This is a genomic window from Brevundimonas sp. LjRoot202 (assembly GCF_964253355.1).
Lineage (GTDB): Bacteria > Pseudomonadota > Alphaproteobacteria > Caulobacterales > Caulobacteraceae > Brevundimonas.
This window is the reverse complement of sequence record NZ_CAXUQW020000001.1, coordinates 696,629-722,422: the sequence shown is the minus strand read 5'-3', so window position 1 is coordinate 722,422 and position 25,794 is coordinate 696,629. Positions and strand designations below refer to the sequence as shown.

Annotated in this window: 31 protein-coding genes; 17 read left to right on the top strand and 14 right to left on the bottom strand. The window is 69.1% G+C overall.

Translation table 11 applies throughout. The features are described 5' to 3' along the window. Nucleotides 1-57: 57 nt before the first annotated feature. On the top strand, nt 58-876 hold the full coding sequence (locus tag ACSQ1L_RS03980) for a trypsin-like serine peptidase (RefSeq protein WP_435992158.1): 819 nt from the start codon (nt 58-60) through the stop codon (nt 874-876). Here ACSQ1L_RS03980 and ACSQ1L_RS03975 read toward each other — a convergent pair whose 3' ends face one another. Further along, entirely contained in the window at nt 877-2,661 is a 1,785-nt protein-coding gene (locus ACSQ1L_RS03975; protein ID WP_435992156.1) for an acyl-CoA dehydrogenase, read from the bottom strand. It abuts the gene before it with no gap. Nucleotides 2,662-2,792: 131 nt separating this feature from the next. Here ACSQ1L_RS03975 and ACSQ1L_RS03970 point away from each other — a divergent pair, with 131 nt between their 5' ends. The 3 genes from ACSQ1L_RS03970 to ACSQ1L_RS03960 are packed head-to-tail and all read left to right on the top strand — an operon-like array spanning nt 2,793 to nt 4,809. Continuing rightward, nucleotides 2,793-3,344, top strand: a complete 552-nt coding sequence (locus tag ACSQ1L_RS03970; protein ID WP_435992154.1) for a cytochrome b — start codon at nt 2,793-2,795, stop codon at nt 3,342-3,344. Beyond that, nucleotides 3,341-3,895, top strand: coding sequence for a YceI family protein (locus ACSQ1L_RS03965; RefSeq protein WP_435992152.1), 555 nt, complete (start codon nt 3,341-3,343; stop codon nt 3,893-3,895). Before ACSQ1L_RS03970 ends, ACSQ1L_RS03965 begins: the two co-directional genes overlap by 4 nt. Before the next feature lie 11 nt (nt 3,896-3,906). Beyond that, nucleotides 3,907-4,809 (top strand): L-threonylcarbamoyladenylate synthase, encoded by a 903-nt coding sequence (locus ACSQ1L_RS03960; protein ID WP_435992511.1) that lies wholly within the window; start codon nt 3,907-3,909, stop codon nt 4,807-4,809. On the opposite strand, the gene ACSQ1L_RS03955 is transcribed toward ACSQ1L_RS03960, so the two are convergent. Further along, nucleotides 4,799-5,242 (bottom strand): Rrf2 family transcriptional regulator, encoded by a 444-nt coding sequence (locus ACSQ1L_RS03955; protein ID WP_435992150.1) that lies wholly within the window; start codon nt 5,240-5,242, stop codon nt 4,799-4,801. The two genes, ACSQ1L_RS03960 and ACSQ1L_RS03955, sit on opposite strands and share 11 nt — an antisense overlap. A 100-nt stretch (nt 5,243-5,342) precedes the next feature. On the opposite strand from ACSQ1L_RS03955, the gene ACSQ1L_RS03950 reads away from it, so the two are divergent. Continuing rightward, entirely contained in the window at nt 5,343-6,266 is a 924-nt protein-coding gene (locus ACSQ1L_RS03950) for an NAD(P)/FAD-dependent oxidoreductase (protein WP_435992148.1), read from the top strand. Further along, on the top strand, nt 6,263-6,931 hold the full coding sequence (locus ACSQ1L_RS03945; protein WP_435992146.1) for a class I SAM-dependent methyltransferase: 669 nt from the start codon (nt 6,263-6,265) through the stop codon (nt 6,929-6,931). Before ACSQ1L_RS03950 ends, ACSQ1L_RS03945 begins: the two co-directional genes overlap by 4 nt. Before the next feature lie 11 nt (nt 6,932-6,942). Here the strand turns inward: ACSQ1L_RS03945 and ACSQ1L_RS03940 are convergent, their stop codons facing one another. The 3 genes from ACSQ1L_RS03940 to ACSQ1L_RS03930 all read right to left on the bottom strand — a co-directional run bounded on the left by ACSQ1L_RS03940 (nt 6,943) and on the right by ACSQ1L_RS03930 (nt 9,521). Further along, nucleotides 6,943-7,791 (bottom strand): 3-hydroxybutyrate dehydrogenase, encoded by an 849-nt coding sequence (locus tag ACSQ1L_RS03940; protein WP_435992144.1) that lies wholly within the window; start codon nt 7,789-7,791, stop codon nt 6,943-6,945. Between the two features lie 65 nt (nt 7,792-7,856). Further along, complete coding sequence (gene yaaA, locus ACSQ1L_RS03935) at nt 7,857-8,627, bottom strand: peroxide stress protein YaaA (RefSeq protein WP_435992142.1); 771 nt, start codon at nt 8,625-8,627, stop codon at nt 7,857-7,859. A 66-nt stretch (nt 8,628-8,693) separates the two neighbouring features. Beyond that, complete coding sequence (locus ACSQ1L_RS03930; protein WP_435992140.1) at nt 8,694-9,521, bottom strand: NAD(P)H-hydrate dehydratase; 828 nt, start codon at nt 9,519-9,521, stop codon at nt 8,694-8,696. Between the two features lie 119 nt (nt 9,522-9,640). Here ACSQ1L_RS03930 and ACSQ1L_RS03925 point away from each other — a divergent pair, with 119 nt between their 5' ends. Next, nucleotides 9,641-9,979 (top strand): P-II family nitrogen regulator, encoded by a 339-nt coding sequence (locus tag ACSQ1L_RS03925; RefSeq protein WP_324777049.1) that lies wholly within the window; start codon nt 9,641-9,643, stop codon nt 9,977-9,979. Nucleotides 9,980-10,050: 71 nt separating this feature from the next. Beyond that, complete coding sequence (gene glnA / locus ACSQ1L_RS03920; protein WP_435992139.1) at nt 10,051-11,457, top strand: type I glutamate--ammonia ligase; 1,407 nt, start codon at nt 10,051-10,053, stop codon at nt 11,455-11,457. Nucleotides 11,458-11,530: 73 nt separating this feature from the next. Here the strand turns inward: glnA and ACSQ1L_RS03915 are convergent, their stop codons facing one another. The 4 genes from ACSQ1L_RS03915 to ACSQ1L_RS03900 form a co-directional block, all read right to left on the bottom strand. Further along, nucleotides 11,531-11,821, bottom strand: a complete 291-nt coding sequence (locus ACSQ1L_RS03915; protein WP_435992137.1) for a hypothetical protein — start codon at nt 11,819-11,821, stop codon at nt 11,531-11,533. A gap of 66 nt (nt 11,822-11,887) precedes the next feature. Continuing rightward, nucleotides 11,888-12,775: a twin-arginine translocase subunit TatC gene (gene tatC, locus ACSQ1L_RS03910; RefSeq protein ID WP_435992135.1), complete on the bottom strand. Its 888-nt coding sequence runs from the start codon at nt 12,773-12,775 to the stop codon at nt 11,888-11,890. Continuing rightward, nucleotides 12,772-13,296, bottom strand: coding sequence for a Sec-independent protein translocase protein TatB (gene tatB, locus ACSQ1L_RS03905; protein ID WP_435992133.1), 525 nt, complete (start codon nt 13,294-13,296; stop codon nt 12,772-12,774). The genes tatC and tatB overlap by 4 nt, the downstream gene beginning before the upstream one ends. 26 nt (nt 13,297-13,322) lie before the next feature. After that, nucleotides 13,323-13,541 (bottom strand): twin-arginine translocase TatA/TatE family subunit, encoded by a 219-nt coding sequence (locus tag ACSQ1L_RS03900; protein WP_435992131.1) that lies wholly within the window; start codon nt 13,539-13,541, stop codon nt 13,323-13,325. 104 nt (nt 13,542-13,645) lie between these two features. Between ACSQ1L_RS03900 and rnhA the strand changes: the two genes are divergently transcribed. Beyond that, a complete protein-coding gene (rnhA, locus tag ACSQ1L_RS03895) occupies nt 13,646-14,089 on the top strand; it encodes a ribonuclease HI (protein WP_435992129.1) in 444 nt (147 codons plus the stop codon). Here the strand turns inward: rnhA and ACSQ1L_RS03890 are convergent. The 4 genes from ACSQ1L_RS03890 to ACSQ1L_RS03875 form a co-directional block, all read right to left on the bottom strand. Next, the gene (locus ACSQ1L_RS03890) at nt 14,086-14,544 is read right to left on the bottom strand and encodes an NfeD family protein (protein ID WP_435992127.1); all 459 of its coding nucleotides are present in this window, start codon (nt 14,542-14,544) and stop codon (nt 14,086-14,088) included. The genes rnhA and ACSQ1L_RS03890 overlap by 4 nt on opposite strands. A gap of 2 nt (nt 14,545-14,546) precedes the next feature. Next, nucleotides 14,547-15,554, bottom strand: coding sequence for an SPFH domain-containing protein (locus ACSQ1L_RS03885; RefSeq protein WP_435992125.1), 1,008 nt, complete (start codon nt 15,552-15,554; stop codon nt 14,547-14,549). Between the two features lie 131 nt (nt 15,555-15,685). Next, nucleotides 15,686-16,024 (bottom strand): hypothetical protein, encoded by a 339-nt coding sequence (locus ACSQ1L_RS03880; RefSeq protein ID WP_435992123.1) that lies wholly within the window; start codon nt 16,022-16,024, stop codon nt 15,686-15,688. 60 nt (nt 16,025-16,084) lie between these two features. Further along, nucleotides 16,085-16,504 (bottom strand): NUDIX hydrolase, encoded by a 420-nt coding sequence (locus ACSQ1L_RS03875; RefSeq protein WP_435992121.1) that lies wholly within the window; start codon nt 16,502-16,504, stop codon nt 16,085-16,087. Between the two features lie 57 nt (nt 16,505-16,561). Between ACSQ1L_RS03875 and ACSQ1L_RS03870 the strand changes: the two genes are divergently transcribed. Next, the gene (locus ACSQ1L_RS03870) at nt 16,562-17,968 is read left to right on the top strand and encodes an FAD-binding oxidoreductase (protein WP_435992119.1); all 1,407 of its coding nucleotides are present in this window, start codon (nt 16,562-16,564) and stop codon (nt 17,966-17,968) included. Between the two features lie 81 nt (nt 17,969-18,049). Next, a complete protein-coding gene (gene fabD / locus ACSQ1L_RS03865; RefSeq protein WP_435992117.1) occupies nt 18,050-18,994 on the top strand; it encodes an ACP S-malonyltransferase in 945 nt (314 codons plus the stop codon). A gap of 6 nt (nt 18,995-19,000) precedes the next feature. Here the strand turns inward: fabD and ACSQ1L_RS03860 are convergent, their stop codons facing one another. After that, the gene (locus ACSQ1L_RS03860; RefSeq protein WP_435992115.1) at nt 19,001-20,296 is read right to left on the bottom strand and encodes a serine hydrolase domain-containing protein; all 1,296 of its coding nucleotides are present in this window, start codon (nt 20,294-20,296) and stop codon (nt 19,001-19,003) included. Between the two features lie 70 nt (nt 20,297-20,366). Between ACSQ1L_RS03860 and fabG the strand changes: the two genes are divergently transcribed. The 6 genes from fabG (at nt 20,367) to gmk (ending at nt 25,596) form a co-directional block, all read left to right on the top strand. Next, complete coding sequence (fabG, locus tag ACSQ1L_RS03855) at nt 20,367-21,107, top strand: 3-oxoacyl-[acyl-carrier-protein] reductase (protein WP_435992113.1); 741 nt, start codon at nt 20,367-20,369, stop codon at nt 21,105-21,107. A 165-nt stretch (nt 21,108-21,272) separates the two neighbouring features. Beyond that, nucleotides 21,273-21,512 (top strand): acyl carrier protein, encoded by a 240-nt coding sequence (locus ACSQ1L_RS03850; protein WP_055830235.1) that lies wholly within the window; start codon nt 21,273-21,275, stop codon nt 21,510-21,512. Between the two features lie 107 nt (nt 21,513-21,619). After that, nucleotides 21,620-22,900 carry a beta-ketoacyl-ACP synthase II gene (gene fabF / locus ACSQ1L_RS03845; RefSeq protein ID WP_435992111.1) on the top strand — a complete coding sequence of 427 codons (1,281 nt, stop codon included), beginning with the start codon at nt 21,620-21,622 and terminating at the stop codon, nt 22,898-22,900. Beyond that, the gene (gene mltG, locus ACSQ1L_RS03840) at nt 22,900-24,084 is read left to right on the top strand and encodes an endolytic transglycosylase MltG (RefSeq protein WP_435992109.1); all 1,185 of its coding nucleotides are present in this window, start codon (nt 22,900-22,902) and stop codon (nt 24,082-24,084) included. The genes fabF and mltG overlap by 1 nt, the downstream gene beginning before the upstream one ends. After that, a complete protein-coding gene (locus ACSQ1L_RS03835; protein ID WP_435992107.1) occupies nt 24,081-24,965 on the top strand; it encodes a YicC/YloC family endoribonuclease in 885 nt (294 codons plus the stop codon). The genes mltG and ACSQ1L_RS03835 overlap by 4 nt, the downstream gene beginning before the upstream one ends. After that, nucleotides 24,955-25,596, top strand: a complete 642-nt coding sequence (gmk, locus tag ACSQ1L_RS03830; RefSeq protein WP_435992105.1) for a guanylate kinase — start codon at nt 24,955-24,957, stop codon at nt 25,594-25,596. The genes ACSQ1L_RS03835 and gmk overlap by 11 nt, the downstream gene beginning before the upstream one ends. Nucleotides 25,597-25,794: the final 198 nt, after the last annotated feature.

Genomic DNA, 25,794 nt, shown 5'->3' with positions numbered 1-25,794 from the left:
GTGCGAGCGGCGGCGTCGCCGTCAAATGAACAAACGGACAAGGCCCGCTCAATCCTCATGTTCGACCTCCAGACCCCGCCCGATCCCGTCAAGGAACCGCCCGTCGCCGCCCTGCAGGCCCCGTCATGGGACCTGACGGTCGGCCTGATCGCTGCCACGGTGCAGCTGGACCAGCGCAACGGAGACCAGGCCACCCGACGCGTCGGCACGGGCTTCCTGATCGATGCGCCGCGGCCCGATGGCCAGCCGCGCACCGTCCTGGTCACCGCCCACCATGTGCTGGACGGCATGCCGGCGGCCGACGCCCGGATCGGCTGGCGGGTGGAGATGCCCGGCGGCGGCTGGCGATACGCGCCCGAGCCCCTGCGCATCCGCGAGGAGAACGGCGATCCGGTCTGGACCCGGCACCCGGAGCGCGACATCGCCGTTATGGAGGTCTCGGCCCCGCCGGCCTTTGCGCGCGCCGCCATCCCGCTGGGGTGGCTGGCCGAGGCCGATGCACTGGACGCCTGGCAGGTCGGACCGGGCGACGAACTGCTCACCCTCGGCTATCCGCGCGGCTACTCGTCCAATACCGCCGGCTTCCCCATCCTGCGCGTCGGCCGCATCGCCTCGTGGCCGCTGACGCCGATCGAGACCTTCCCGGTCTTCCTGCTCGATTTCCCGGTCTTCCCGGGCAACTCGGGCGGCCCGGTGTTCTGGACCCCGTCGGCGCGCAAGCTGCCCGGCACGGTCCAGCCCGAACACCCCTTCATCGCCGGCGTGCTGGTGTCCGAAGTGCGTCCCGGCGACGAGCCGCTCGGCATCGGGATCGTCGCTCACGCCGCCTATGTCCGGGAAGCGATCGCCCTGCTGGACGCCCCCGCCGGGCCCTGATCAACCCGCCAGCACGTCCGCGCTCATCCGCTCCAGCAGGTCGCCGCCCTGGCCGACGGAGGCGAGCCGGCTCGAGGCGTGGCCCAGCACATTCGCGGCGTAGACCTCGTACAGGGCGATCCGCCCCTCCAGCCACACCGGGTCGCCCTCGCCGGCGTCGAGAATCGTCCGCGCCGCCAAGGCCCCCTTGGCCAGCATCCAGCCGCCGACCACGTCGCCCATCAGTTTCAGATAGGCGTCGGCCCCAGCCAGCACGTCGGCGGCCCCGTCGGCCGAGGCCTTGCGGTCCAGCAGCCACAGGGTCGCGTCTTCTACGGCTTCGATGGCGTTGGCGAACCGCTCGATCGGCTTGCCTGCATAGAGCCGCGGCAGCACGGCCAGCGTCGCCTTCATGTCGGCGATCACCTCACGCGCCGACTGGCCGCCGTCCTGCCCCAGCTTGCGCCCGACCAGATCCATGGCCTGGATGCCGTTGGTGCCCTCGTAGATCGGGGCGATGCGGGCGTCGCGGTAGTATTGCGCCGCGCCGGTCTCCTCGATGAAACCCATGCCGCCGTGCACCTGCACCCCCAATGACGCCACCTCTACGCCGACATCGGTCGACCAGGCCTTGGCGATCGGGGTGAACAGGTCTTCCCGGGCCTTCCAGCGGCGGCGGTCTTCCTCGCTGGCGGCGTGCCGGGCCAGATCGGCGGCCACGCCCGTCGACAGGCAGATGGCGCGGGCGGCGGTGATCTTCGCCTTCATTACGGACAGGGTGCGGCGCACGTCCGGATGATCGATGATCGGGGCGTTGGCCTCGCCGGTCCACGCCGATCGGCCCTGCCGCCGTTCCCGCGCGTAGCCCAGCGCCTGTTGATAGGCCCGCTCGGCGATGCCGACGCCCTCGACCCCGACCGCCAGCCGGGCCGCGTTCATCATCACGAACATATGGGCCAGGCCCTGGTTGGGCTGGCCGACCAGTTCCGCCGTCGCCCCCTCATAGGCCATGACGCAGGTGGGCGAGGCGTGGATGCCCAGCTTGTGCTCGACCCCGACCGGCCGGAAGGTGTTGCGGTCGCCCAGAGTCCCGTCTGGCCTGACCAGGTATTTCGACGCCAGGAACAGGCTGATGCCCTTCGGTCCCGGCGGCGCGTCGGGCAGGCGGGCCAGCACCATGTGGACGATGTTGTCGGTGGCGTCGTGGTCGCCCCAGGTGATGAAGATCTTCTGCCCGGTCAGGGCGTAGGTCCCGTCGCCGTTCGGGATCGCCGTGGCCGTCAGCGCGCCGAGGTCCGAACCCGCGTGCGGCTCGGTCAACACCATGGCGCCGGTCCATTCGCCGGACACCAGCCTCGTCAGATACGTCGCCTTCTGGGCCTCGGTTCCGACCGCCTCCAGCGCCTCGATCGCCGCCAGCGACAGCATCGGGCACAGGCCGAAGGCCATATTGGCCGCGTGCACCGTCTCGTAGGCGGCCAGCTCCAGCGCCTTCGGCAACTGCTGGCCGCCGGCGTGGGCGGGGGCGGACAGGCCGGTCCAGCCGCCCTCGGCGAACTGGCGATAGGCGTCGGCGAAGCCCGGCGCGGCCGTCACCGCGCCATTGGCGTAGGTCGAGCCCTTCTGGTCGCCGACCCGGTTCAGCGGCGCCAGCACCCCTTCTGAAAACTGTCCCGCCGCCTCCAGCACGGCCGACATCACCTCGGGATCGTAGTCGGGAAACGCCCCGGTCGCCGTCACGGCGTCGACGCCCGCCACCTCGGTCAGGGTGAAGATCAGGTCGCGGACGGGCGCGCGGTAGGTCATGGATCGGCTCTGCTCTCGAAACGTTGCCGACGTTCATGCCGCCTTGCCGCCGGGTCAGGCAAGGTGCGGCTTGGCGAACCATGTCGTCTGGGCCACCTTGCAGCTTCGACGCATCGGAGAGGGAGAAGGCCGTGGCGGAACCACGCAACCGTTATTCGACCGTATCGCTGGTCCTGCACTGGCTGATCGCCGCACTGGTGGTCACCCAGATCGGCCTGATCACCGCCCATGAGGCGTCGGAGGGGTCGGCGTCGCGCGAATTCCTCAACCTCCACAAATCCGTCGGCCTCAGCATCCTGACGTTGACCCTGGTCCGACTCGGCTGGCGGATCGCCAATCCGGCCATCCCGCTGCCGCTGGGGATGCCACGCTGGCAGAAGCTTCTGGCCCGGACCAACCACGTCCTGTTCTACGTCCTGCTCATCGCCATGCCGCTGGTCGGCTGGGCAGCGTCCTCGGCGGCGGGACGAGACATCGTCTGGTTTGGCCTGTTCGAATGGCCCCTGCTGCCCATCGGCGGCGGACGCGAGACCGCGGGCGATCTGATGGATGTCCACGAAGCCGCGGCCAAACTGCTGATCTTCCTCGTGGTCCTTCACATCGTCGGGGCGTTGAAGCACCAGTTCATCGACCGGGATAACGTCCTGCACCGGATGATTCCGCTGATCCCGCGCCGGCCGTGAAACGGCGCGCGGTTCTCGCCGGGCTGCTGGCGCTCGCCCTCGGCGGCGCGACCCTGCCCCCGTCTTGGGTGGTCGTGCGTCAGGCCTCGACCATCGACCTGACGGTGCGGGCCTTCGGCGGCTCCCAGCAGGGCCGGTTCGAGGACTGGCGAGGCGAGATCATCTTCGACCCCGAGGCGCCCGAGCGTACCCGCGCGACGGTCTTGGTCCAGGCGGGCTCGCTGAGAATGCGGTCGTCGGCCCTGACCAGTCGCGCCCGGGGCTCCAACCTGCTTGACACCGCCCGTCATCCGGTCGTCCGATTCGAGCTCCAATCTCTCCGCTCGCTCGGCGGCAATCGCTATACGGCCCGCGCGGAGGTGACGATAAAGGGCCGGACCCGCCCGGTCAGCTTCCCCGTGGACTTGCGCGTCACCGGCGACCGGGCGCATCTGGCGGGCGCGTTCACCTTGGACCGCACCCAGTTCGGAATAGGGACCGCAGGCGCGTGGAACAGGATACTCGGTCGCGAGGTCACGGTGCGGGTATCGCTCCAGGCGCGTCGGGCCTAGGCGCGACCGACCTGCAGGCGGCCGAGGCGCTGGCCGCCGGCGGTCTCGTCATCCTGCCCACGGAGACCGTCTACGGCCTCGCCGCCGACGCCGGGAACGCCGTCGCGGTCGCGGCCCTCTTCGAGGCCAAGGGCCGGCCTCGCTTCAACCCGCTGATCGCCCACGTCGCCGACGCCGTCGAGGCCGAGGCCATCGCCGTCTTCGACGATCGCGCCCGCGCCTTGGCCGAGGCCTTCTGGCCCGGTCCGCTGACCATCGTCGCCCCGGTCCGCGACCGGACCCGCGTCTGCGACCTCGCCCGGGCCGGCCTCGACAGCGTCGCCGTCCGCGTACCGGGCCACCTCCGCGCCCGCGCCGTTATCGCCGCCTTCGGAAAGCCCGTCGTGGCCCCCTCCGCCAATCGCTCGGGCCGGCCGAGCCCGACCACCTTCGCCGACGCCCTGGAGGAGACCGGCTTCGCCGCCGCCGACGCCGTGGACGGCGGCCCCTGCGCCGTCGGGGTCGAGAGCACGGTGGTGTCCGTGCTGGACGGCCGCGTCGCCCTGCTGCGCCCCGGCTCGGTCACCCGGGAAGAGATCGAGGCGGTCGTCGGCTCTCTGGAGCGGGACGGGGAGGGGCATCGCTCGCCCGGCCGGACGGCCCTGCACTACGCCCCCGACGCCCCGGTGCGGATCAACGCCGAGGCGGCCCATCCGGGCGAGATATTGCTCGGCTTCGGCTCCGGCGCCGGCGACCCGCGCTGGAGTCTCAGCCCCTCCGGCGACCTGCGCCAGGCCGCCGCCAATCTGTTCCGGATGCTGCGCGAGGCGGACCGTGAAAGGCCGGCCGGCATCGCGGTCTCGCCGATCCCCGCGCGCGGCCTCGGCGAGGCGATCAACGATCGGCTGAGGCGCGCCGCCGGGTTCATCGGTTAGCATCGACCCGGGCGCCGCCGAACAGGGCGACGTCGCGCGAGAGGGCGCCGATCGTCACCTCGCCGAAGCGTGTCAGCAGACGCTGCTCGGCTTCGCTCATCGCATCCTTCAGCGCACCGTTGACCGCACGTTCCACGAGACAGCGGGGATCGTCGTCTGCAAGACCGATCGCGAACACCCTGGGACTGCCAAGGGCGAGGTGAATGTCGCGCAGCGTCACCTCATCGAGCGGTCTGGCAAGCGTCCAGCCGCCGCCGTGGCCTTTCTCTGAGGACAGATACCCCGCCGCCTTGAGGCCGGCCATGGTTCGTCGGATCACGACAGGATTTGTGTCGAGCATTCGACTGATGGTTTCGGAGGTCACGGGAGCGCCGATGTGATCCATGTGGATCAGCACATGCAGCATCCGGGACAGTCGGTTGTCGGTAGGCATTCCGTCATTCTAGCTCATATCGGAACACGTAACAAAGGGAGTTGCGTGATACGGCCCTGGCGAATATGTCTTGTAACTTGTTACGTTACGAGAGAGTCGGATGGATCGCTATCATGTCATTATTGTCGGAGGCAGTTTCGCCGGGCTGTCCGCGGCCACGCAACTCGCGCGGGCAAGGCGGAGCGTTCTGCTGGTGGACGCCGGCAGACCCCGCAACCGTTTCGCTGCGGCCTCTCATGGCTTTCTCGGCCAGGATGGCGTCGCGCCCGCGGAAATCATGCGTCTGGGGCTGACCCAATTGGCGCGCTACCCGACGCTCGATTTCGTCCATGCGGAGGCCCTGTCCGCATCATATGCCGACGATGGCGTTGTCCTGGGCTTGTCCGACGGATCGGACGCCCACGGTCGCAAGCTCGTCCTCGCCACCGGCGTGGTGGACGAGTTGCCGCTTGAATCAATGGCGCCGCGATGGGGCGTGAGCGTGCTCCATTGCCCCTACTGCCACGGCTATGAGGTGAGCGGCCGTCGTCTCGCCGCGATCGCCAATACGCCCGCGGCGGTCCACCAGGCGATGATCCTGCCCGACTGGGGCCCCACGACCTACTTCACCCAAGGGGTGTTCGAACCCTCCGCCGAGGAGGCGGGGTTGCTGGTCCGGCGCGGCGTGGAGATCGAACGCACGCCGGTCGTCGAGTTGCTGGGCGAAGGCGCCGCGATCCAGGCCCTGCGTCTTGCCGACGGCCGCGAGCTTCCATTCGAGGCGGTGTTCACCGCGCCGAAAACACGGGTCGCCAGCCCGCTGGCGGAGCAGCTCGGCTGCGCCTTTGCGGAGGGCATGACCGGTCCCTACATCGAGGTCGATCAGATGCAGCAAACGAGCGTTGCAGGCGTATTCGCCGCCGGCGACGCGGCCACGCCCATGTACAACGCCACACTCGCGTCCGCCGCCGGCGTGATGGCGGGGGTCGCGGCCCATCGCGCGCTCGTTCTCGAGGAGGCGGGCGGGACGCCCGACCGGCCTTGACCGGCTTCAACGATCCCGCCGCCGTCGCCCGCTATGCCGAAAACCCGCCCCGGCTCGTGCCGGGCTTCAGCGACCTGCAGCGCATGACCCGCCTGCTTCTGGCGGAGACGGCGCCGGCCGATGGTCGCATCCTGGTGGTCGGCGCCGGCGGAGGGCTGGAGCTCCGGGCGTTCGCCGAGGCCCAGCCTGGCTGGCGCTTCGTCGGGATCGACCCTTCCGCCGAGATGCTCAGGCTCGCGGGGCTCACCCTCGGACCGCTCGCCGGGCGGGCCGAACTGCATGAGGGCTATATCGACTCCGCGCCGGAGGGTCCGTTCGACGGCGCTTCCTGCCTGCTGACGCTGCATTTCGTCCCGCTGGCGGAGCGGCTGGCCACGCTCACCGAGGTCAGGCGTCGGCTGAAGCCGGGCGCGGCCTTCGTCGTCGCCCACCACAGCCTGCCGGACGGCCCCGCGCGCGGCGTCTGGCTGGACCGCTTCGCCGCCTTCGCCGCTGACCATGGTGTGGACGTCGACAAGGCGAGCGGCGGCGCACGCGCGCTCGGCGATCGACTTTCCATCCTCACGCCCGAAGCGGAAGTCGATCTTCTTCACGCCGCCGGCTTCGTCGATCCGCAGCTGTTCTACGCGGGCTTCACCTTCCGGGGCTGGATCGCCCGGGCCTGACCGTTCCCGCGCTACTGCGCCGTCCAGCCGCCATCGATGGAGAAGCTCGCCCCGTTGGCGGAGGCCCCCAGGTCGCTGACCAGATACAGCATCATCCCGGTGAGCTCGTCCGTCGTCACGAACCGCTTGGTCGGCTGCGATCCGAGGATCACCTCCTTCAGCACCGCCTCCTTCGACATGCCCCGCGTCCGGGCCTGGTCGGCGATCTGCTTCTCGACGATCGGCGTCTCGACATAGCCGGGGCACAGGGCGTTGCAGGTGATGCCGTCCTCGGCAACCTCCAGCGCCACGGTCTTGGTGAAGCCGATGACGCCGTGCTTGGCGGCGACATAGGCCGACTTGTACGGGCTGGCGACCAGGCCGTGGGCCGAGGCCACGTTGACGATCCGGCCGCGCCCCTGCGCCTTCATGATCGGGATCGCCGCCCGGGTGGCGTAGAAGGTCGAGGACAGGTTGATGGCGATGATCTGCTCCCACTTGTCGGACGGGAATTTCTCCACCGCCTCGACATGCTGGACGCCGGCGTTGTTGATCAGGATGTCGACCCGGCCCAGCTGGTGCTTGCCGTAGGCGACCATGTCCGCGACCTCGTCGCCGCGCAGCATGTTGGCGGCGTGGTAGCGCACCCGCACGCCGCAGCTGGCCTCCATCTCGGCCCGGGTTCGCTCGATCTCCGACGGATCGCCCAGGCCGTTCAGGACCACCTCCCCGCCGCGCGAGGCGATGGCGCGGGCGAAGGCGAGGCCGATCCCCGACGTCGAGCCCGAGATCACCGCCACCTGACCCTTCAGGTCGCCGACGTCACGGAAAGGCGCGTTTCCGGCTTCCGAACCGTCACCGCGTTTGGGCCATTGGAACATTGGGTCTCGTCCGTCTGTGTCTCGCGGTCAGCCTAGCCCTTCGCGGCTGCGAAGGCGACAGCCCGTCACGAATTTCCTGTTCTGGTGAATATCCAGTCCGTCTCGGTCGATCCAGCCTTGTCGAAGCGGTAGCCGTCGCGGTCGAAGGCCTTCAGGTCCTCGGCCCGCCGGATCCGTTCGTCGATGGCGAACCGGGCCATCCCGCCCCGCGCCTTCTTGGCGAAGAACGAGATGATGCGGCTCTCGCCGTCCTTTGATTCGCGGAAATGCGGCGTCACCACCGGCAGCTTCAGCGCCCGGGCGTCGACCGCGCCGAAATATTCCTGGCTGGCCAGGTTCACCAGCGTCGGATCGTCCTGCCCTTCGGCGTCGGCGTTCAGGCATTTCGAGATGCGGTCGCCCCAGAAATCGTACAGGCTTGAGCCGCGCCGCGTCTTCAGCCGCGTGCCCATCTCCAGCCGGTACGGCTGAATCCGGTCCAGCGGCCGCAGCAGGCCGTACAGGCCCGAGAGGATGCGAACGTGCGCCTGCGCAAAGGCCAGGCCCGCGGAATCCAGCTCCCGGGCCTTCAGACCCTCGTAGACGTCGCCCGCGAAGGCGAAGGCGGCCTGCACCCCGTCCGTCGATTCGGCGTCGAAGGCCTGAAAGCGCTCGCGGTTCAGCCGCGCCAGGTCGTCGGAAATGCCCATCAACCGACGCAGCTCCGCCACGGTGCGGGCCCGGGCGGTCCGGGCCAGTGACGCCGTGTCCTCGCGGAAGCGCCGCTCCGAGGCCGGCAGGGCGGGATCGGCTTCGGTGAAATCCAGCCGCTTGGCCGGGGACAGGACGATCAGCAATTCAGCACTCCGGCGGCGATGCCGTCCGAATAGGCCGCTTCGGCGACGAATTGAACCGGGCGGCGTTCAGCCGGCCCGCTCGTACAGCGCCGCCAGCACGGTCGGCAGCCGCTCGGGCAGGTCCTCGGCGATCAGCCCCGGCCCGAAGCCCCGCGCCGCCTCGGCGTGCATCCAGACGGCCGCCCGGGCGGCGTCGAAGCTGTCCATCCTCTGGGCGACGAGTCCGCCGATCATCCCCGCCAGCACGTCGCCCGTGCCCGCCGTCGCCAGCCATGGCGTGCCGTTGCCGTTGACCGCCACCCGTCCATCGGGCGCGGCGATCACCGTCGCGGACCCCTTCAGCACCACCACAGCCCGCGCGCGCTTCGCCGCCTCGACCGCCGCCGCCTCGCGGCCCGCGTCGAGCAGGCCGGGGAACAGCCTCTTGAACTCGCCCTCGTGCGGCGTCAGCACGTCATCCCGGTCCAGCGCCTCGAACAGCTCGCCCGGAAAATGCTCGAAGGAAGTCAGCCCGTCCGCGTCGATGATCAGGGCCGCGCCGGTCTCGGCCAGGGCGCGCAGGTTCATCGCGGTTACGTCGCCGACGCCGGCGGCCGGGCCGATCACCACTGAATCCATCGTCCGCGCCTCGTAGGCCAGCGCCTCGGGCGAGCCGAACGGCGTCAGCATGATCGCCTCGATCGCCGGCGCGATGACCGCCACGGCGTCCGGCGGACACAGGATTCGGACCAGCCCGGCGCCGATCCGCAGTCCGCCCCGCGCCGCCAACTTCGCCGCGCCGGTCTGGGTCGCCTTGCCCGACACCACCCCCAGCCGGCCGCGCGCGTGCTTGTGCGTCTCCGGCCCGGGCCAGGGCAGGCTGTCGCGCCAGTCGGGCAGGGCGGACGCGGTCACCGCCCGGGTCTTCCGTTCACGGATGGCGACGGGGCCCGAAAAAGGCTTGCCTTATTGTGCAATGCAATGTCCCTTTACCGCCCGAGCGCGCGGCGTATTAAGCCCGCCTGGGATCGCCGATGAAAAAGATCGAAGCCGTCATCAAGCCGTTCAAGCTCGATGAAGTGAAGGAAGCGCTCCAGGACGCTGGGGTGCAAGGCATGACCGTGCTGGAGGCCAAGGGATATGGTCGCCAGAAGGGCCATTCCGAACTCTATCGCGGAGCCGAGTACGTCATCGACTTCCTGCCCAAGATCAAGATCGAGGTGGTGGTTCCCGACGACATGGTCTCCTCGGTGATCGACGCCATCCAGACCGCCGCCCGAACCGGCAAGATCGGCGACGGCAAGATCTTCGTTTCCGACGTGCTCGACGTCATCCGCATCCGCACCGGCGAGACGGGGGCCCAGGCCGTCTGACCGCCACGACCACCGGCCGCTCCCCGAGCGGCCGTTTTCTTTAATCCTCCCCAAGAAACGGACCCTCGAGAATGAGCGCCAAGAAAATCCTTTCGGAGATCAAGGAGAAGGACGTGAAATACGTCGATCTCCGTTTCACCGACACCAAGGGGCGTATGCAGCACGTCACCTTCGACATCGACCTTGTCGACGAGGAGTTCCTGGAAGAGGGGACGATGTTCGACGGCTCCTCGATCGCCGGCTGGAAGGCGATCAACGAGTCCGACATGCTGCTGAAGCCGGACCTGGCCAATTTCTGGATCGATCCCTTCTACCAGCAGACCACCCTGTTCCTGTTCTGCGACGTGCTGAACCCCGATACGGGCGAGCCCTACAACCGCGACAGCCGTTCGATGGCCAAGAAGGCGCTGGCCTATGTGCAGTCCTCGGGCGTGGGCGACACGGTCTACTTCGGCCCGGAAGCCGAGTTCTTCATCTTCGACGACGTGCGCTGGTCCACGGCCTCCCACGACACCGGCTACAGCTACGATTCGATCGAGCTGCCGGCCAACACCGGCGCTGAATATTCCGAAGGCAACATGGGTCACCGCCCGACGCACAAGGGCGGCTATTTCCCGGTCAACCCGACCGACAGCGCCCAGGACCTGCGCGGCGAGATGCTGGGCGTCATGCGCGACCTGGGCATGCAGCCCGAGAAGCACCACCACGAGGTCGCGCCGGCCCAGCACGAACTGGGCCTGAAGTTCAGCGACCTGCTGACCATGGCCGACCGGACCCAGCTCTATAAGTACGTGATCCACAACGTCGCCGCCGCCTACGGCAAATCGGCCACCTTCATGGCCAAGCCGACCTTCGGCGACAACGGCTCGGGCATGCACGTGCACCAGTCGATCTGGCGCGACGGCAAGCCCCTGTTCGCGGGCGACAAATACGCCGGCCTGTCGGACATGTGCCTGTGGTACATCGGCGGCATCATCAAGCACGCCAAGGCCATCAACGCCTTCGCCAACTCGACCACCAACTCCTACAAGCGCCTCGTTCCGGGCTACGAAGCCCCGGTGAAGCTGGCCTATTCGTCGCGCAACCGCTCGGCGTCGATCCGCATCCCGTTCGTGTCGTCGCCCAAGGCCAAGCGCATCGAGGCGCGCTTCCCCGATCCGATGGGCAACCCCTATCTGACCTTCGTGGCCCTGCTGATGGCCGGTCTGGACGGCATCGAGAACCGTATCGATCCCGGCGCCGCGGCGGACAAGAACCTCTACGACCTGCCGCCGGAAGAGCGCGGCAACATCCCCGAGGTGTGCGGTTCGCTCAAGGAGGCGCTCGAGAACCTCGACAAGGACCGCGCCTTCCTCAAGAAGGGCGGCGTCATGGATGACGACTTCATCGACAGCTACATCGAGCTGAAGATGGAAGAGGTGCTGCGGCTGCAACTGCACCCGCACCCCGTCGAATTCGACATGTACTACAGCTGCTGATCGACAGCGGGGGCTGACGATCGAGGGCGCCGGACGGGAAACCGTCCGGCGCCCTTTTCACGTCCGGAACGGATCAGCGGTTGGTCGTCTCGACCTCGAGCCCGTCCTCGTTGGCCCGGATGGTGGTGGAGTCGCCGTCCTTGCGATCGACGACCACGGGCGGCGTCGGGACCGGCACTTCGCGCTCGACGACCACCGTATCGCCCGGCACTTCCCGCTCGATGATGGTCGTATCCGCGCCGTCCGCGGCAGCGGTTTCATTGGCGGCGGTGTCGGCGTCGTTGTCCGCCGGCGTGCAGGCCGCGGCGGCGAGCGCGAGAGCGCCGATGGAGGCGGCGAGGGTCAGGCGGTTGTGGATTCTCATGGCGGGCTCCTGAAATGGGACCCGGGCCAAACGGTCACGCTCCGAAGCGGTTCCGGGCAGTCTGGTTCAGACCGCCGCCGCTTCCGCTTCATCCGCCTTCCCGCGCCGCAGCTCGATCAGCCGCACGCACCAGATCGAGACCTCGTAGAGCAGCACCAGCGGGATCGCGAGCATCAGCTGGCTGATCGGATCGGGCGGGGTCACCACCGCCGCAAGCACGACGACGGCCACGATGGCGTAGCGGCGGCCCTCGGCCATGACCTTCGAGCTGATGATGCCCGCCAGGCCCAGCAGCGTCATCACCACCGGCAGCTGGAAGCACAGGCCGAAGGCGAGCAGCAGCGCCGTGACCAGGTCGAGGTAGTCCGACACCTTGGGCAGCAGTTCCGCTGATACGCCGCCGGCGGTGATCTGCTGGCTCAGCGAGAACCACATGACGAACGGCAGCATGACGAAATAGACCAGCGCCGCGCCGAGCAGGAACAGCAGGGGGGCTGCGATCAGGAAAGGCAGGAAGGCGCCCTTCTCGTTGCGGTACAGGCCCGGCGCCACGAACCGGTACAGCTGCCAGGCCAGAATGGGGAAGGTCACGACCACGGCCCCGAAACCGGCCAGCTTCATCTTGGTGAAGAGGATTTCCAGCGGCGCCGTGTAGATCAGATTGACCATCTGGCCATCGACCACCGGCAGCGCCTTCAGGCCCGCCGTGCCGAGTATCAGGTCCAGCGGCGAGACATGGCCGTCGGGGCCGACGGCGCTGTGGAAGGCCGCGGCCGCCGCGAACGGCTTGACCAGGAAGATGTACAGCGGCTCCGAGAAGGCGAAGCACAGGATGAAGCCCAGCACGAAGGCGACGACGCAGATCACCAGCCGCCCGCGCAGCTCGATCAGGTGATCCATCAGGGGCGCGCGCGACGCCTCGATCTCGTCTTCGTCCCGCTCGAGCCGGCTCACAGGTCCACCTTCCTGGCGCGGATCGCCCGGGACTTGCCGCCCGCCGTTTTGACCGAGGCCGTCTTGGCGGCGGCCGTCTTCGCGGCGGCGGTCGACCTGGCGCGCGGCTTCGCCTTCGCCTTCGGTTTCGGCTCAGCCAGGGGCTCCAGCGGCTCCATGACCGGTGCGCTGTCCGGCCATTCGTCGGGTCCGGTCAGCGCGGGCTTCTCCGCCTCGTAGAGCGGCTTGTTCAGGTCGTTGCGGATGTCACGAAAGGCGGCGTCCGCCTCGGCTCCGAGCGGGACCATGCCCTGGCCGGTGCGCAGCGCCTCGACCTCCTTGCGAAGCTCATCAAGCTCCGACTGCCGCGCCATCTCGTCGAAGCTGGAGCGGAACTCGTTGGCCATGGCGCGCGCCTTGCCCATGGCCTTGCCGACCTTGCGCATGAGCAGGGGCAGGTCCTTGGGCCCCACCACCAGCAGGGCCACAAGGCCGATGACAAGGATTTCAAGCCCGCCGATGCCGGGACCAAGACCACCCATCCGTCAGTCTCTCCGACGCGATGCGACTATTGCTTCAGGTCTTCTTTTTCCGACTCGGTGCGCGGCAGGGCGCCGGCGCGTTCGTCACGCGGCTTGTCCTCGTCGGTGTCCTTGAGGCCGTCGCGGAATGCCCGGACGCCCTTGGCGGCGTCGCCCATCAGGCCCGACAGCTTGCCCCGGCCGCCGAACAGCAGCAGCACGATGATGGCGACGATGGCCCAGTGCCAGATGCTGAAAGAACCCACGAGATGTCTCCTGTTCCGGGTCTCGCCCGACCCGTTCAAACTCTTCCGCCGCATATAGGCCGTTCAGTGGCGCGACGCCAAGCGAACCTGTTAGGGACGCGCGCATGAATCACGTGATCATCCACACCGACGGCGCCTGCAAGGGCAACCCCGGCCCCGGAGGCTGGGGCGCGATCCTGCAGACCGGCGGCGGCCACGAGAAGGAGCTGTGGGGCGGCGAGCCGCTGACCACCAACAACCGCATGGAGCTGATGGGCGCCATCATGGCGCTCGAGGCCCTGACCCGGCCGTGCCGCGTCGACCTTCACACCGACAGCAAATACGTCATGACCGGCATCACCGAATGGATCCGGGGCTGGAAGGCGCGCGGGTGGAAAACGGCCGACAAGAAGCCGGTCAAGAACGAGGACCTGTGGAAGCGGCTCGACGCCGCCCGCGCCCGTCACGACGTCAAATGGCACTGGGTCAAGGGCCACGCCGGCCACGTCCTCAACGAACGCGCCGACGGCCTGGCCAATCGCGGGATCGAGGATATGCGGGCCGGCTAGGCCGCCCGCACCTTCAGCTTCGGCCCGTCGATGGCTTCGACGATCACGCTCTCGCCGGCCAGCGGCGCGGCGCCTTCGATCTCGGCGACCCATTCCGATCCCGAGACGAACACCCGCCCGCGGCCGTCGACAAAGGCCTGCACCACCTGGGCCCGCTGGCCGACCAGGCGGCTGTCGCGGGCGTTGATATCGGGGCTGTCCGACGGATTGACCCGCTGCACCAGCCGGCGCGACAGCAGGGTGGCCAGCACCGTCAGGGCCGCGAAGAGCACGACTTCACCCAGCACGCCCAGCGGCAGGCCGAGCGCGGTGACCACCGCCACCACCCCCGCCGCCACCGCCGGCCACAGCAGCCACTCGGTCGAGAAGGCGGCTTCCACCGCCAGCAGGATCACGCCGATGGCCAGCCAGATCCAGTAAGGCTGCGCGGCGTGCAGGTTGATCAGGGCGTCCATGGCTAGGTCCCCGGAACCGAACCGCCGCCGCGGGGCGGACGCGGCGACGCCGGGCGCGGCGCCGGCGGCGCAGCGCGGACGTCAGTGCGGCTCTGCTGCTGCTCCTTGGCCAGTCCCACCAGTTCGCCCAGGCCGGCGATGGTGCCGACCAGTCCGGACATCTCGGCCGGCACGATGACCGTCTTCTGCGTCGGGTTGCGGGCCAGTTCGGCGAAGGCCTCGACGTATTTCTGGGCCACGAAGTAGTTGATGGCGTTGACGTCGCCGCGGGCGATGGCCTCGGACACCATGGCGGTCGCCTTGGCCTCGGCCTCGGCCTCCCGCTCGCGGGCCTCGGCGTCGCGGAAGGCGGCTTCCTTGCGGCCCTCGGCCTGCAGGATGGCCGACTGCTTGGCCCCCTCGGCGCGGGCGATGGCGGCCTGTTTCTCGCCCTCGGCCTCGGTGATCACGGCCCGCTTCTCGCGTTCGGCCTTCATCTGCCGCGCCATGGCGTTGGTGATGTCGGCGGGCGGGGTCAGATCCTTGATCTCGATGCGGTTGACCTTGACCCCCCACGGCTCGGTCGCCGCGTCGATCACGGTCAGCAGGCGCGAGTTGATCGAGTCGCGCTGGAACAGCACTTCGTCCAGCTCCATCGAGCCGACCACGGTGCGCAGGTTGGTCATGCACAGCTGGGTGATGGCGTAGGGCAGGTTTTCGACCCGGTAAGCGGCGGCCGAGGCCTCCATCACCTGGATGAAGACGATGGCGTCGACCTTCACCATGGCGTTGTCCTTGGTGATGACCTCCTGCTGGGGCACGTCCAGGACCTGCTCCATCATGTTCATGCGCCGCCCGACCCGCTCGACGAAGGGCGTCAGCAGGCTGATGCCCGGGGCCAGGGTGCGGGTGTATTTGCCGAAGCGTTCGACCGTGAATTCACGGCCTTGCGGCACGATCTTCACGACGCTGAACAACAGCACGAAGGCCAGCGCGACCAAGGCGACGGTGAAAAGAAGCGAGGTGTCCATGATATCTCCCTGTCCGGCTCAGGTTAGCACCCGACGGCCCGCCCGCCAGCGAAACCGAACACTGAAAGATGACATCCCTGTAATGAAAGGGACGGCTCCGACGCCGGAGCCGCCCCTCGTGACGGCGACGCCTATTCGCTGACCGTCAGCTCCTCACCGTCCAGTTCGCAAAAGTCCACCTGCGCCACCTGGACCGACTCGCCGTCGTCGAAATCGGCCCGGATGTCGTAAACGCACTCGGGCAGGCCGTCGTCGATCGAGATGTCGATGCTTTCGCCGGCTCCCAGTACGTCCTCGCCGAGGATGTCTTCTTCCCACTCGTTCGTCGACGGCAGTGAAATATACAGCCGGGTCAGCACGTTGTCGGTGTCGTTGGTGAGGGTGAAGTCGATCGAGGCGCTCTGCGCCATGGCGGCGGGCGCGAGGAAGGCCGAGGCGACGAGCGCGACGGCGACACTACGGATACGCATGATGTGAAGTCCCCCATCCGGCCGAGCGCCGGAAAGCGTCACCGTGGCATACCGGTCGTCTCAGGTCACTCGCCTTGCCGCCGCCGCAAGATCGATCACTCGCCGCGTCTCCTCCCAGTCGACCAGCGCCTCGACCTGGTCCAGCGGCGCGAATCGCGCCTCCAGCGCGTCGTCGCCGGCCACCGGCTCGCCCGAGACCCAGCGGGCGGCGTAGTCGATCAGCACATAGTGCCGGCCCGCCTCCGGGAAGAGCCCGTCCACCACGTCGACCAGCCCGGTGATCTCCGCCTCGACGCCGGTCTCCTCGCGCAGCTCGCGCAACGCCGCGTCGATCGCCCGCTCGCCAGGCTCGATCCGCCCGCCGGGCAGGCTCCAGTCGCCCTGCCGCGGCGGTCGTCCCCGCCGGATCAGCAGCACCTCGTCGCCGCGCAGGCAGACGACGCCGACGCACGGGACAGGGGCGGGCAGGACGGTGGACATCGCAGGACCCTGGCTTGGCCCTTTCGCCGCGTCCACGACTTTGACACAACCGACGTCATGACCGCCCCGTCCCTCGAAGCTCTCGCCGCCCTCAAGTCCGTCCTCGGCGACGGCGGCTGGACCGACGATCCCGCCGAGATCGCCCCGTGGCTGACCGAGTGGCGCAATCGCTGGACCGGCCACACCCCGCTGATGCTGACGCCCCGCTCGACGGAGCAGGTCGCCGCCGCGGTCCGCGTCTGCGCCGAACACCGCGTCGCCATCGTCCCCCAAGGCGGGGACACCGGCCTCGTCGGCGGCCAGATTCCCTATGGCGAGGTGTTGCTCTCGACCCGCAGGCTGCGCGCGGTCCGCGACGTCACACCGCTCGACGACGCGATGACCGTCGAAGCGGGCGTCACCCTTCTGGAAGCCCAACAGGCCGCGGCGGCCGCCGACCGCATGTTCCCGCTCAGCCTCGCCGCCGAGGGCAGCGCCACCGTCGGCGGGGTCGTCTCGACCAACGCCGGCGGCACCGCCGTGATCCGGTACGGCGTCATACGCGACCTGGTTCTGGGGGTCGAGGCTGTCCTTCCCGACGGCGAGATCTTTCACGGCCTCAAGCGGCTCAGGAAGGACAACACCGGCTACGACCTGAAGCAGCTGCTGATCGGCGCCGAGGGCACGCTCGGCGTGGTCACCGCCGCGACGCTGAAGCTGTTCCCGGTCATGCGTAGTCGGGCCACGGCCATGGTTGGCCTCGACAGTCCGTCCGCCGCCATCGAGCTCCTCGCCCGCGCCAAGGCCGAGACCGGCGGCGGCGTCGAGGCCTTCGAACTGATGAAGCGCCTCGGCATGACCTTCGTGCTGGCCAACATCCCCGACACGCGCGAGCCGCTCGATTCGACGCCCGCCTGGTACGTCCTGATCGAACTGGTCTCCGGCGAGCCGGGCGCCGCCGACGCGGCCATGGAGCGGTTGTTGACCCATGCCTTCGAGACCGGCCTGATCACCGACGCCGCCATCGCCCAGAACGACAGCCAGCGCGCCGCCTTCTGGAAGGTCCGCGAGGAGCAGTCCGCCGCCCAGAAGCCCGAGGGCGGCGGCTGGAAGCACGACGTCTCCGTGCCGATCTCGCGCATCGCCGACTTTCTCGAGGAGGCCACCGCCGCCGTCGAGCGCTTCCACCCCGGCGCCCGGGTCAGCGCCTTCGGCCACGTCGGCGACGGCAACCTCCACTACGACGTGCTGTGCCCGCCCGGCGGCGACCTGAAGGCCTTCCTCGGCCGCTGGGCCGAAGGCTCCCAGGTGGTTCACGACATCGTCGCCCGCTACGACGGCTCCATCTCGGCCGAACACGGCCTTGGCCGCCTCAAAACCGAGGAGGCCCGGCGCTACAAGTCGCCGCTGGAAATCCGCACCATGCAGGCCGTCCGCGCCGCCCTCGACCCGAACCGGATCATGAACCCGGGCGTGTTGTTCTGAGTTCGGTGGGGGCGTGCTTGCCCCCTCCGCCTGATCGTCCTACCCCTCCGCCCTCGATTCACGGCCTTTCGGAGTCCTCTCATGACCCTCGCCCTGCTGTTCCCCGGTCAAGGCAGTCAGTCGGTCGGCATGGGCGCGGCGCTGGCCGACGCCTTCTCTTCCGCCCGCGAGGTCTTCGCCGAGGTGGACGAGGCGCTGGGGCAGCATCTCAGCCAGATGATGCGCGACGGTCCCGAGGACCAGCTGACCCTGACCGAGAACGCCCAGCCGGCCCTGATGGCCGTGTCGCTGGCCGCGATCCGCGCCCTCAAGGTCGAGTTCGGCGTCGACGTCACCCGCGCCGGTTTCGTGGCCGGTCACTCGCTGGGCGAATACTCGGCCCTGTGCGCCGTCCGCGCCCTCAGCCTGTCCGACACCGCCCGCCTGCTGAAGCTGCGCGGTCAGGCCATGCAGCGCGCCGTTCCGGTCGGCCGGGGGGCGATGGCCTCGCTGATCGGCCCGAAGACCGATCTCGCCCTGGCTGAAGAGGCCGCCAGGGTCGGCTCCGAGGTCGGCGTCTGTGTTGTGGCCAATGACAACAACGCCGGCAACATCGTCATTTCCGGTGAAAAGGCGGCCGTCGACCGCGCCATCGAGAAGGCCAAGGAACTGGGCGCACGAGCGATTCCGCTGAACGTGTCGGCCCCCTTCCACTGCCCGCTGATGCAGCCCGCCGCCGACGAGATGGCCACGGCGCTGGCCGGGGCGACCATCGCCGCGCCCGCCGTGGCCGTGGTCGCCAACGTCACCGCCCGTCCGGAGACCGACCCCGAGGTCATCCGCCGCCTGCTGGTTGAACAGGTCACCGGCCGCGTCCGCTGGCGCGAGAGCATGGAGTGGATGGCCGGGGAGGGGGGCGTGACCCGCTTCGCCGAGATCGGCTCCGGCAAGGTCCTGGCCGGTATGGCCAAACGCATCGCGCCCGACGCCGAGAGCGCGGCGCTGAACACGCCCGAGGAGCTGGAAGCGTTCGCGAAGTCGCTCTGAGCCGCGTCAGGCCCGCTGGACGCCCAGGTCCGCCTCCACCGCCGCCCGCGCTTCACTTGAGATCGGCAGGGCGCCCCAGGGGAAAAACTGCACCATGATCACGGCGGCGTAGTCGCGGACAGGGTCAAGCCACGCCTTGGTCCCCGCCGCGCCGTCCCAGCCGTACTCGCCGGCGTTCCACGCGCCCGGCCGCGCCACAGAGCCGCCGAACCCGAAGCCGCCGCCGTCGGCGTCCAGCCCTTCGGGCATGATGTCGGTGCGCACCAGCCGGGCGGTCTCGGGCTTCATCACCCGCACCCGGCCCGCGCGGCCGTCGTCCAGCACGGTGGTCAGGAAGGCCAGGTAGTCCTCAGCGGTCGAGACCAGTCCCGCGCCCCCGGCGTACAGCGTCACCGGCTTCGAATAGGCCTCGATCGATCCGCCCTCGTCGAGCCGCCGTCCGGGTGGGGAATAGTCGTACAGCGCCGCCATACGCCCCGCCTGTCCGGGGTCGATGCCGAAACGGGTGTCGTCCATGCCGATCGGGTCGAACAGCCGCCGCCGTAGGAACTCGGGAAAGCTCATTCCCGAGGCCCGCTGGATGACCAGTCCCAGCACGTCCAGCGAGACGCTGTAGCTGTAGGCCGTTCCCGGCTCGAACAGCAGCGGGATGTCGCCCAGCTGCTGGACCATTTCGTCCAGGTCGCGGACCTTGGGCGCGTCGCCGGGCTCGGCTCCCAGATCGCCCGTGTAGGGCAGGATGCCCGCCCGCCGGTAGGCCTGCTGCACCGGCCCGTCGCCCATGATGTTGTAGGTCAGGCCGCTGGTGTGGGTCAGCAGATGGCGGATGGTCATCACATTGCGCGCCGGCTGCGCCTCCAGCCCCTTGTCGGGGTGGATCGCCACGGTCAGGTTCGAGAACTCTGGCACGAGGTCCGCCACCGGCTGGTCCAGCGCCAGCCGTCCGTCCTCGATCAGCAGGGCCGCGGCCACGCCTGTGACCGGCTTGGACATCGAATAGATGCGGAACAGGCTGTCGGGCGTGACCTGGTCGAAGACGTTGAAATCCAGCGTTCCGGCCCGGACGAAAGCCTTGCGGCCGTCGGGCGTCCGCACGCCCACCACGGCGCCGGGCAGGCGGCCGCCGGCGACATAGCGGTTCAGGACGTCCTGGGTGCGGGGCAGGATATCCAGCCCGCGCACCTCCGGCGCGGGCCCGCGCCGGAATGTGGCGCAGCCCGAAAGCCCGAGCGCCCCCGCGCCCAGCAACAAACGGCGGCGGTCGACGGCGAACCGGGACGGGATCGTGGAACGTTCCTGCATCGGCGGACCTCTGGCGATGTGGCGCGGGCTCGGCTAGGACCGCGCCAAAGGTAATGGCGGAGCTACTCCTATGTTCAACCTATCTGGCAAGACCGCGCTCGTCACCGGCGCCACCGGGGGCATCGGCGGGGCGGTCGCCCGCGCCCTGCACGCGCAAGGCGCCGCCGTCGTCCTGTCCGGCACCCGCGAGGCGGTGCTGCAGGATCTGGCGAAGGAACTCGGCGAGCGCGCCTTCGCCGCCGCCGCCAACCTGTCGGACCCGGAATCGGTCGACGGCCTGATCGCCCGCGCCGAAGAGGCCGCCGGGGCCCCGCTCGACATCCTCGTCGCCAATGCGGGCATCACCAGGGACGGCCTGCTGATGCGGATGAAGGACGAGGACTTCCAGGAGGTCATCAAGATCAATCTGGAATCCTATTTCCGCCTGTCGCGGGCCGCCATGAAGGGGATGATGAAGCGCCGTTCGGGCCGCATCATCGGCGTCACCTCGGTGGTCGGCGTCACCGGCAACCCCGGCCAGACCAACTATTCCGCCTCGAAGGCCGGCATGATCGGCTTCTCCAAGTCGCTGGCCCAGGAGGTCGGCTCGCGGGGCATCACCGTCAACTGCATCGCTCCGGGCTTCATCGCCTCGCCGATGACCGACGTGCTCAACGACCAGCAGCGCGAGACCATCCTCAAGACCATCCCGCTCGGACGCCTCGGCTCGGGCGACGAGATCGCCGCCGCCGCAGTCTACCTGTCCTCCGACGAAGCCGCCTACGTCACGGGCCAGACCCTTCACGTCAACGGCGGCATGGCGATGATCTGATCGATCGGGGCTGGCTGGGCTATTTCCAGCCCTCCCGCCTGTGCTAAAGCCCTCGCAACCGGTTGTGGTGAGTCTTCGTTGAAGGCTTGCGCAGCCGTCGCCGTCGTCATACGGCAAGGACTGAAGACAACAGCCGCTTCGGCGGCCTAACGAGCAGAGACACACATGTCCGACACCCTGGAACGCGTCCGCAAGATCGTCATCGACCACCTGGACGCCGATCCGGAAAAGGTCGTTGAAAAGGCCAGCTTCATCGACGATCTGGGCGCTGACTCGCTCGACAATGTCGAACTGGTCATGGCCTTCGAGGAAGAATTCGACATCGAGATCCCGGACGACGCCGCCGAACACATCCAGACCGTCGGCGACGCCGTGAAGTTCATCGACGAGAAGCTGGCCGGCTGATCGCCTCCATCTCGATACGGCTTTGATGGCCGCCGTGGCGCGCCCCTAGCGGGGCCGCCCGGCGGCCATTACTGTTTAAGGTCAAGATTCTGAGTGAAGGAGCGCGCATGCGCCGCGTCGTCGTCACGGGCCTAGGCCTATTGACCCCCCTCGGCTGGGGCGTCGAACACAACTGGAAGGGCATTGTCGAGGGCCGCTCAGGCATCGGCCCCATCACCAGCTTCGATACCGAGGGCTACGCCTGCACCATCGCGGGCGAGATTCCGTCCGTCGACGGCCGCGGCGGCGGCGCTCCCGGCCAGCCGGGCGTGTTCGACCACGAGAAGGTGATGTCGCCCAAGGACCGCAAACGGGTCGACGACTTCATCGTCTACGCCATCGCCGCCGCGGACGAGGCGCTCGCCGATTCCGGCTGGAAGCCCGAGACCGAGGAACAGCGCGAGCGCACCGGGGTCATGGTCGGCTCCGGCATCGGCGGCCTCGGCCCCATCGCCGACACCGCCCTCATCCTTAAGGAGCAGGGCCCGCGCCGGGTCAGCCCGTTCTTCATTCCCTCAGCCCTGATCAACCTGACCTCGGGCCAGATCTCGATCCGCCACGGACTGAAGGGCCCCAACCATTCGGTGGTCACCGCCTGCGCCACCGGGGCCCACGCCATCGGCGACGCGGCCCGGATGATCGCGCTGGACGACGCCGACGTCATGGTCGCGGGCGGCGCCGAAAGCTCGATCGTGCCGATCGGCATCGCCGGATTCCTGGCCTGCAAGGCCCTGTGCACCGCCTATAACGATGCCCCGGAAAAGGCCTCGCGGCCGTGGGACAAGGACCATTCCGGCTTCATCATGGGCGAGGGCGCCGGCATCGTCGTGCTCGAGGAATACGAGCACGCCAAGGCGCGCGGCGCGACCATCTACGCCGAGGTCGTCGGCTACGGCATGAGCGGCGACGCCTACCACATCACCGCTCCGGCCGAGGACGGCAACGGCGGCTACCGGGCTATGCAGATGGCGGTGAAGCGGGCCGGCATCGACGTCTCCGACATCGACTACGTCAACGCCCACGGCACCTCGACCATGGCCGACTGGATCGAGGCCGGCGCCATCGAGCGGCTGATGGGCGACCACGCCCCCAACGTGGCCCTGTCCTCGACCAAGTCCATGACTGGCCACCTGCTGGGGGCCGCCGGGGCCATCGAGGCCATCTTCTGCATCCTGGCCATCCGCGACCAGATCGCGCCGCCGACGATCAATCTCGACAATCCCGAGCGGGAGACGCCGCTGAACATGGTCAGGGACAAGGGTCAGCCGATGAAGATCGACGTGGCGATGTCCAACAGCTTCGGCTTCGGCGGCACCAACGCCAGCGTCATCTTCAAAAAGGTCGGCTGATGTTCGGACGGTCTCGGGGAGCGGGGGCTCCGAAGTCCAGACAACCCAGATCGGGCGGGGCCACGGCGCTGCTGGCGGCCTCGGCCACGTTCAGCCTGTTCCTCATCATCGCCATCGTCGCCGCCTGGAGCGTGTTCTACGCGCCCGGGCCTGAGGCCCGCGAGGGCGATACGACCATCGTCACCCTGCCCAGCGGGGCCGGGGTCAGCGCCATCGCCGCCAATCTGAAGGCGGCCGGCGTCATCCGTTCGACCGACATGTTCAAGGCCGCCGCCACCCTGACCGGCGCCGACCGCAAGCTGCGCGCCGGCGAATATGAGGTGCCCGACCGGGCCTCCCTGCGCTCCGTCCTCGTGCTGCTGGTCGAGGGCCGGGTGGTTCGCCACTACGTGACCCTGCCGGAAGGCTGGTCCTCGGCCCAGGCCGTCGACATCCTGATGAGCCAGCCCCTCCTGACCGGCGAGATGGACGCGACGCCGGAAGAGGGCTCGCTCTGGCCCGACACCTATGAGATCAGCCGCGGCGAAACCCGCGCCTCCGTCATCGGCCGCATGACCACCGCCCACACCGAAAACCTCGCCCGCCTCTGGGCCGCCCGCTCGCCCCGCACGGTCGTCCGGTCACCGGAAGAGGCCGTCATCCTCGCCTCCATCGTCGAAAAGGAGACCGGCGTCGCCGCTGAACGGCCGCGCGTGGCCGCGGTCTTCTCCAACCGCCTGCGTCTCGGCATGAGACTGGAGAGCGATCCGACCATCGTCTACGGCATCACCCAGGGACGGCCGCTCGGCCGCGGCATCCGCCGCTCCGAGCTCGCCCGGGAAACGCCGTGGAACACCTACCAGATCGCCGGCCTGCCCCCGACGCCGATCGCCAATCCCGGCCGAGAGGCCCTCGCCGCCGTGCTCAACCCGCCGCCGTCCGACGAGCTGTTCTTCGTCGCCGACGGCTCGGGCGGCCACGTCTTCGCCCGCACCTTCGACGAGCACCTCGCCAATGTCGCCCGCTGGCGCGAGATCGAGCGGCGCAAGGCCGGCCTGCCCCCCGGCAGTCCCCCGCCGCCGGTGCCCGGCACCGTCCCAACGGTGCCCAACGCCCATCCCGACCCGGCCACCCTTCCGCCCGGGGTGACCGTCCCGGCCGGCGCGCAGGTGATCCGCGTGCCCCAGACCGAGCCCGCCCAATGACCGCCATTTCCGGCATGACCGGCTTCGGCCGGGCCGAGGGCGCCGAGGGCGGCTGGACCTGGTCGGTCGAGGCCCGCTCGGTCAACGGCCGCAACCTCGAGGTCCGCTTCCGCGGCCCGCCAAGTTTCGACCGCCTCGAACCCCTCGCCAAGGCCGCGGCCCAGAAGCATTTCAGCCGCGGCCAGCTCACCGTCGGAATACAGACCAGGCGCGCCGACCCCGGCGCCGCCGCCCTGCGGGTCAATGAGGACATCCTCGCCCGCTACCTGGCCCTCGCCAACGAACTCGCGGAGGAGGGGGCGACCCCGCCCTCGGCCGACGGCCTGCTGGCCCTTCGCGGCGTGCTCGAAACGCCCGAGGAGGACGAGGACCCGGCCGCCCGCGCCGCCGTCGAAACCGCCATGGCCGCCTCGATCGACGCCGCTTTCAACGCACTCAAGGCGTCCCGCGACCGCGAGGGCGCCCAGCTGCTGCCGCTCGCCACCGGCTTCATCGACGCCATCGAACGCTTGATCGCCGCCGCCGAGACGGAAGCCGCCGCCCAGGTTGAGGCCATCCGCGACCGCTTCACCCGCCGCATGACGGAACTCGCCCCCGACGCCCCCGGCCTACAGGACCGCATCTTCATCGAGGCCGCCGCCCTCGCCACCCGCGCCGACGTGCGCGAGGAGCTCGACCGCCTGGCCGCGCACGTCGCCTCGGCCCGCGCGCTGTTGCAACAACCCCCCGCCGGGCGGAAACTCGACTTCCTGATGCAGGAATTCATGCGCGAGGCGAACACCCTCTGCTCAAAATCGGCTACCACGGCGCTCACCGGAATCGGCCTTGAGCTGAAGGCCGTCATCGAGCAGCTGCGGGAACAGGTCCAGAATGTCGAATGAACGCACGCCCCGCCGCGGCGTCCTCCTGATCGTCGCCAGCCCCTCGGGCGCCGGCAAGACCAGCCTGTGCCGCCGCCTGATGGCCGACCACGGCGGCCTCGAACTGTCGATCTCCACCACCACCCGCGGCATCCGCCCGGGCGAGGTGGCCGACCGCGACTACCATTTCGTCGATGACGCCGAGTTCCAGCGCATGGTAGAGGCCGACGCCTTCCTCGAATGGGCCGACGTCCACGGCAGCCGCTACGGCAGCCCCCGGGCGCCCATCGACCGCGCCCTCGCCGAGGGCCGCGACGTGCTGTTCGACATCGACTGGCAGGGCGCCCGCGACATCGCCGCCAAATGCCCCGAGGACGCCGTCCGCGTCTTCATCCTGCCGCCCAGCCTGGAAGAGCTGCGCCGCCGCCTCGTCACCCGCTCGCAGGACGCCGAGGAGGTCATCGACCGCCGCATCGCTAACGCCAAGGGCGAGATCGAGCACTGCGGCGCGTTCGACTACGTCTTCGTCAACGACGACTTCGACCGCTCCTACGCCGAGCTGGCCCACATCTACCACGCCGAGCGCTCGAAGCGCTTCCGCAACATCTGGGTCGAGAAATACAAGACGGCGCTGCTGAACGAGGCGGTTTAGGGCGGGGCCGCCGGCTTCATCCCGGACCCATCGATCGCGGCATCTGGCGGGAACCGTGGGTCTAGGTTCTTGCGGCCAGGGCCGGCGGCGTCGCGGTGGCCCGCCTCGCGACCAGAAACCCCAACGCGAGACCTGGTCCGCACCCCAATGCACGGCCATGGCGCCGGCTTTTGTTGGTGTCCTGCGAACAACAGCCGG

What these genes read in the sequence shown, in the direction of transcription:
- ACSQ1L_RS03980 (WP_435992158.1), top strand. Translation starts at nt 58, where the DNA reads ATGTTCGACCTCCAGACCCCGCCCGATCCCGTCAAGGAACCGCCCGTC.
- ACSQ1L_RS03975 (WP_435992156.1), bottom strand. Translation starts at nt 2,661, where the DNA reads ATGACCTACCGCGCGCCCGTCCGCGACCTGATCTTCACCCTGACCGAG.
- ACSQ1L_RS03955 (WP_435992150.1), bottom strand. Translation starts at nt 5,242, where the DNA reads ATGCCTACCGACAACCGACTGTCCCGGATGCTGCATGTGCTGATCCAC.
- ACSQ1L_RS03950 (WP_435992148.1), top strand. Translation starts at nt 5,343, where the DNA reads ATGGATCGCTATCATGTCATTATTGTCGGAGGCAGTTTCGCCGGGCTG.
- ACSQ1L_RS03940 (WP_435992144.1), bottom strand. Translation starts at nt 7,791, where the DNA reads ATGTTCCAATGGCCCAAACGCGGTGACGGTTCGGAAGCCGGAAACGCG.
- ACSQ1L_RS03925 (WP_324777049.1), top strand. Translation starts at nt 9,641, where the DNA reads ATGAAAAAGATCGAAGCCGTCATCAAGCCGTTCAAGCTCGATGAAGTG.
- glnA (WP_435992139.1), top strand. Translation starts at nt 10,051, where the DNA reads ATGAGCGCCAAGAAAATCCTTTCGGAGATCAAGGAGAAGGACGTGAAA.
- ACSQ1L_RS03915 (WP_435992137.1), bottom strand. Translation starts at nt 11,821, where the DNA reads ATGAGAATCCACAACCGCCTGACCCTCGCCGCCTCCATCGGCGCTCTC.
- tatB (WP_435992133.1), bottom strand. Translation starts at nt 13,296, where the DNA reads ATGGGTGGTCTTGGTCCCGGCATCGGCGGGCTTGAAATCCTTGTCATC.
- rnhA (WP_435992129.1), top strand. Translation starts at nt 13,646, where the DNA reads ATGAATCACGTGATCATCCACACCGACGGCGCCTGCAAGGGCAACCCC.
- ACSQ1L_RS03890 (WP_435992127.1), bottom strand. Translation starts at nt 14,544, where the DNA reads ATGGACGCCCTGATCAACCTGCACGCCGCGCAGCCTTACTGGATCTGG.
- ACSQ1L_RS03885 (WP_435992125.1), bottom strand. Translation starts at nt 15,554, where the DNA reads ATGGACACCTCGCTTCTTTTCACCGTCGCCTTGGTCGCGCTGGCCTTC.
- ACSQ1L_RS03880 (WP_435992123.1), bottom strand. Translation starts at nt 16,024, where the DNA reads ATGCGTATCCGTAGTGTCGCCGTCGCGCTCGTCGCCTCGGCCTTCCTC.
- ACSQ1L_RS03875 (WP_435992121.1), bottom strand. Translation starts at nt 16,504, where the DNA reads ATGTCCACCGTCCTGCCCGCCCCTGTCCCGTGCGTCGGCGTCGTCTGC.
- ACSQ1L_RS03870 (WP_435992119.1), top strand. Translation starts at nt 16,562, where the DNA reads ATGACCGCCCCGTCCCTCGAAGCTCTCGCCGCCCTCAAGTCCGTCCTC.
- fabD (WP_435992117.1), top strand. Translation starts at nt 18,050, where the DNA reads ATGACCCTCGCCCTGCTGTTCCCCGGTCAAGGCAGTCAGTCGGTCGGC.
- ACSQ1L_RS03860 (WP_435992115.1), bottom strand. Translation starts at nt 20,296, where the DNA reads ATGCAGGAACGTTCCACGATCCCGTCCCGGTTCGCCGTCGACCGCCGC.
- fabG (WP_435992113.1), top strand. Translation starts at nt 20,367, where the DNA reads ATGTTCAACCTATCTGGCAAGACCGCGCTCGTCACCGGCGCCACCGGG.
- ACSQ1L_RS03850 (WP_055830235.1), top strand. Translation starts at nt 21,273, where the DNA reads ATGTCCGACACCCTGGAACGCGTCCGCAAGATCGTCATCGACCACCTG.
- fabF (WP_435992111.1), top strand. Translation starts at nt 21,620, where the DNA reads ATGCGCCGCGTCGTCGTCACGGGCCTAGGCCTATTGACCCCCCTCGGC.
- mltG (WP_435992109.1), top strand. Translation starts at nt 22,900, where the DNA reads ATGTTCGGACGGTCTCGGGGAGCGGGGGCTCCGAAGTCCAGACAACCC.
- ACSQ1L_RS03835 (WP_435992107.1), top strand. Translation starts at nt 24,081, where the DNA reads ATGACCGCCATTTCCGGCATGACCGGCTTCGGCCGGGCCGAGGGCGCC.
- gmk (WP_435992105.1), top strand. Translation starts at nt 24,955, where the DNA reads ATGTCGAATGAACGCACGCCCCGCCGCGGCGTCCTCCTGATCGTCGCC.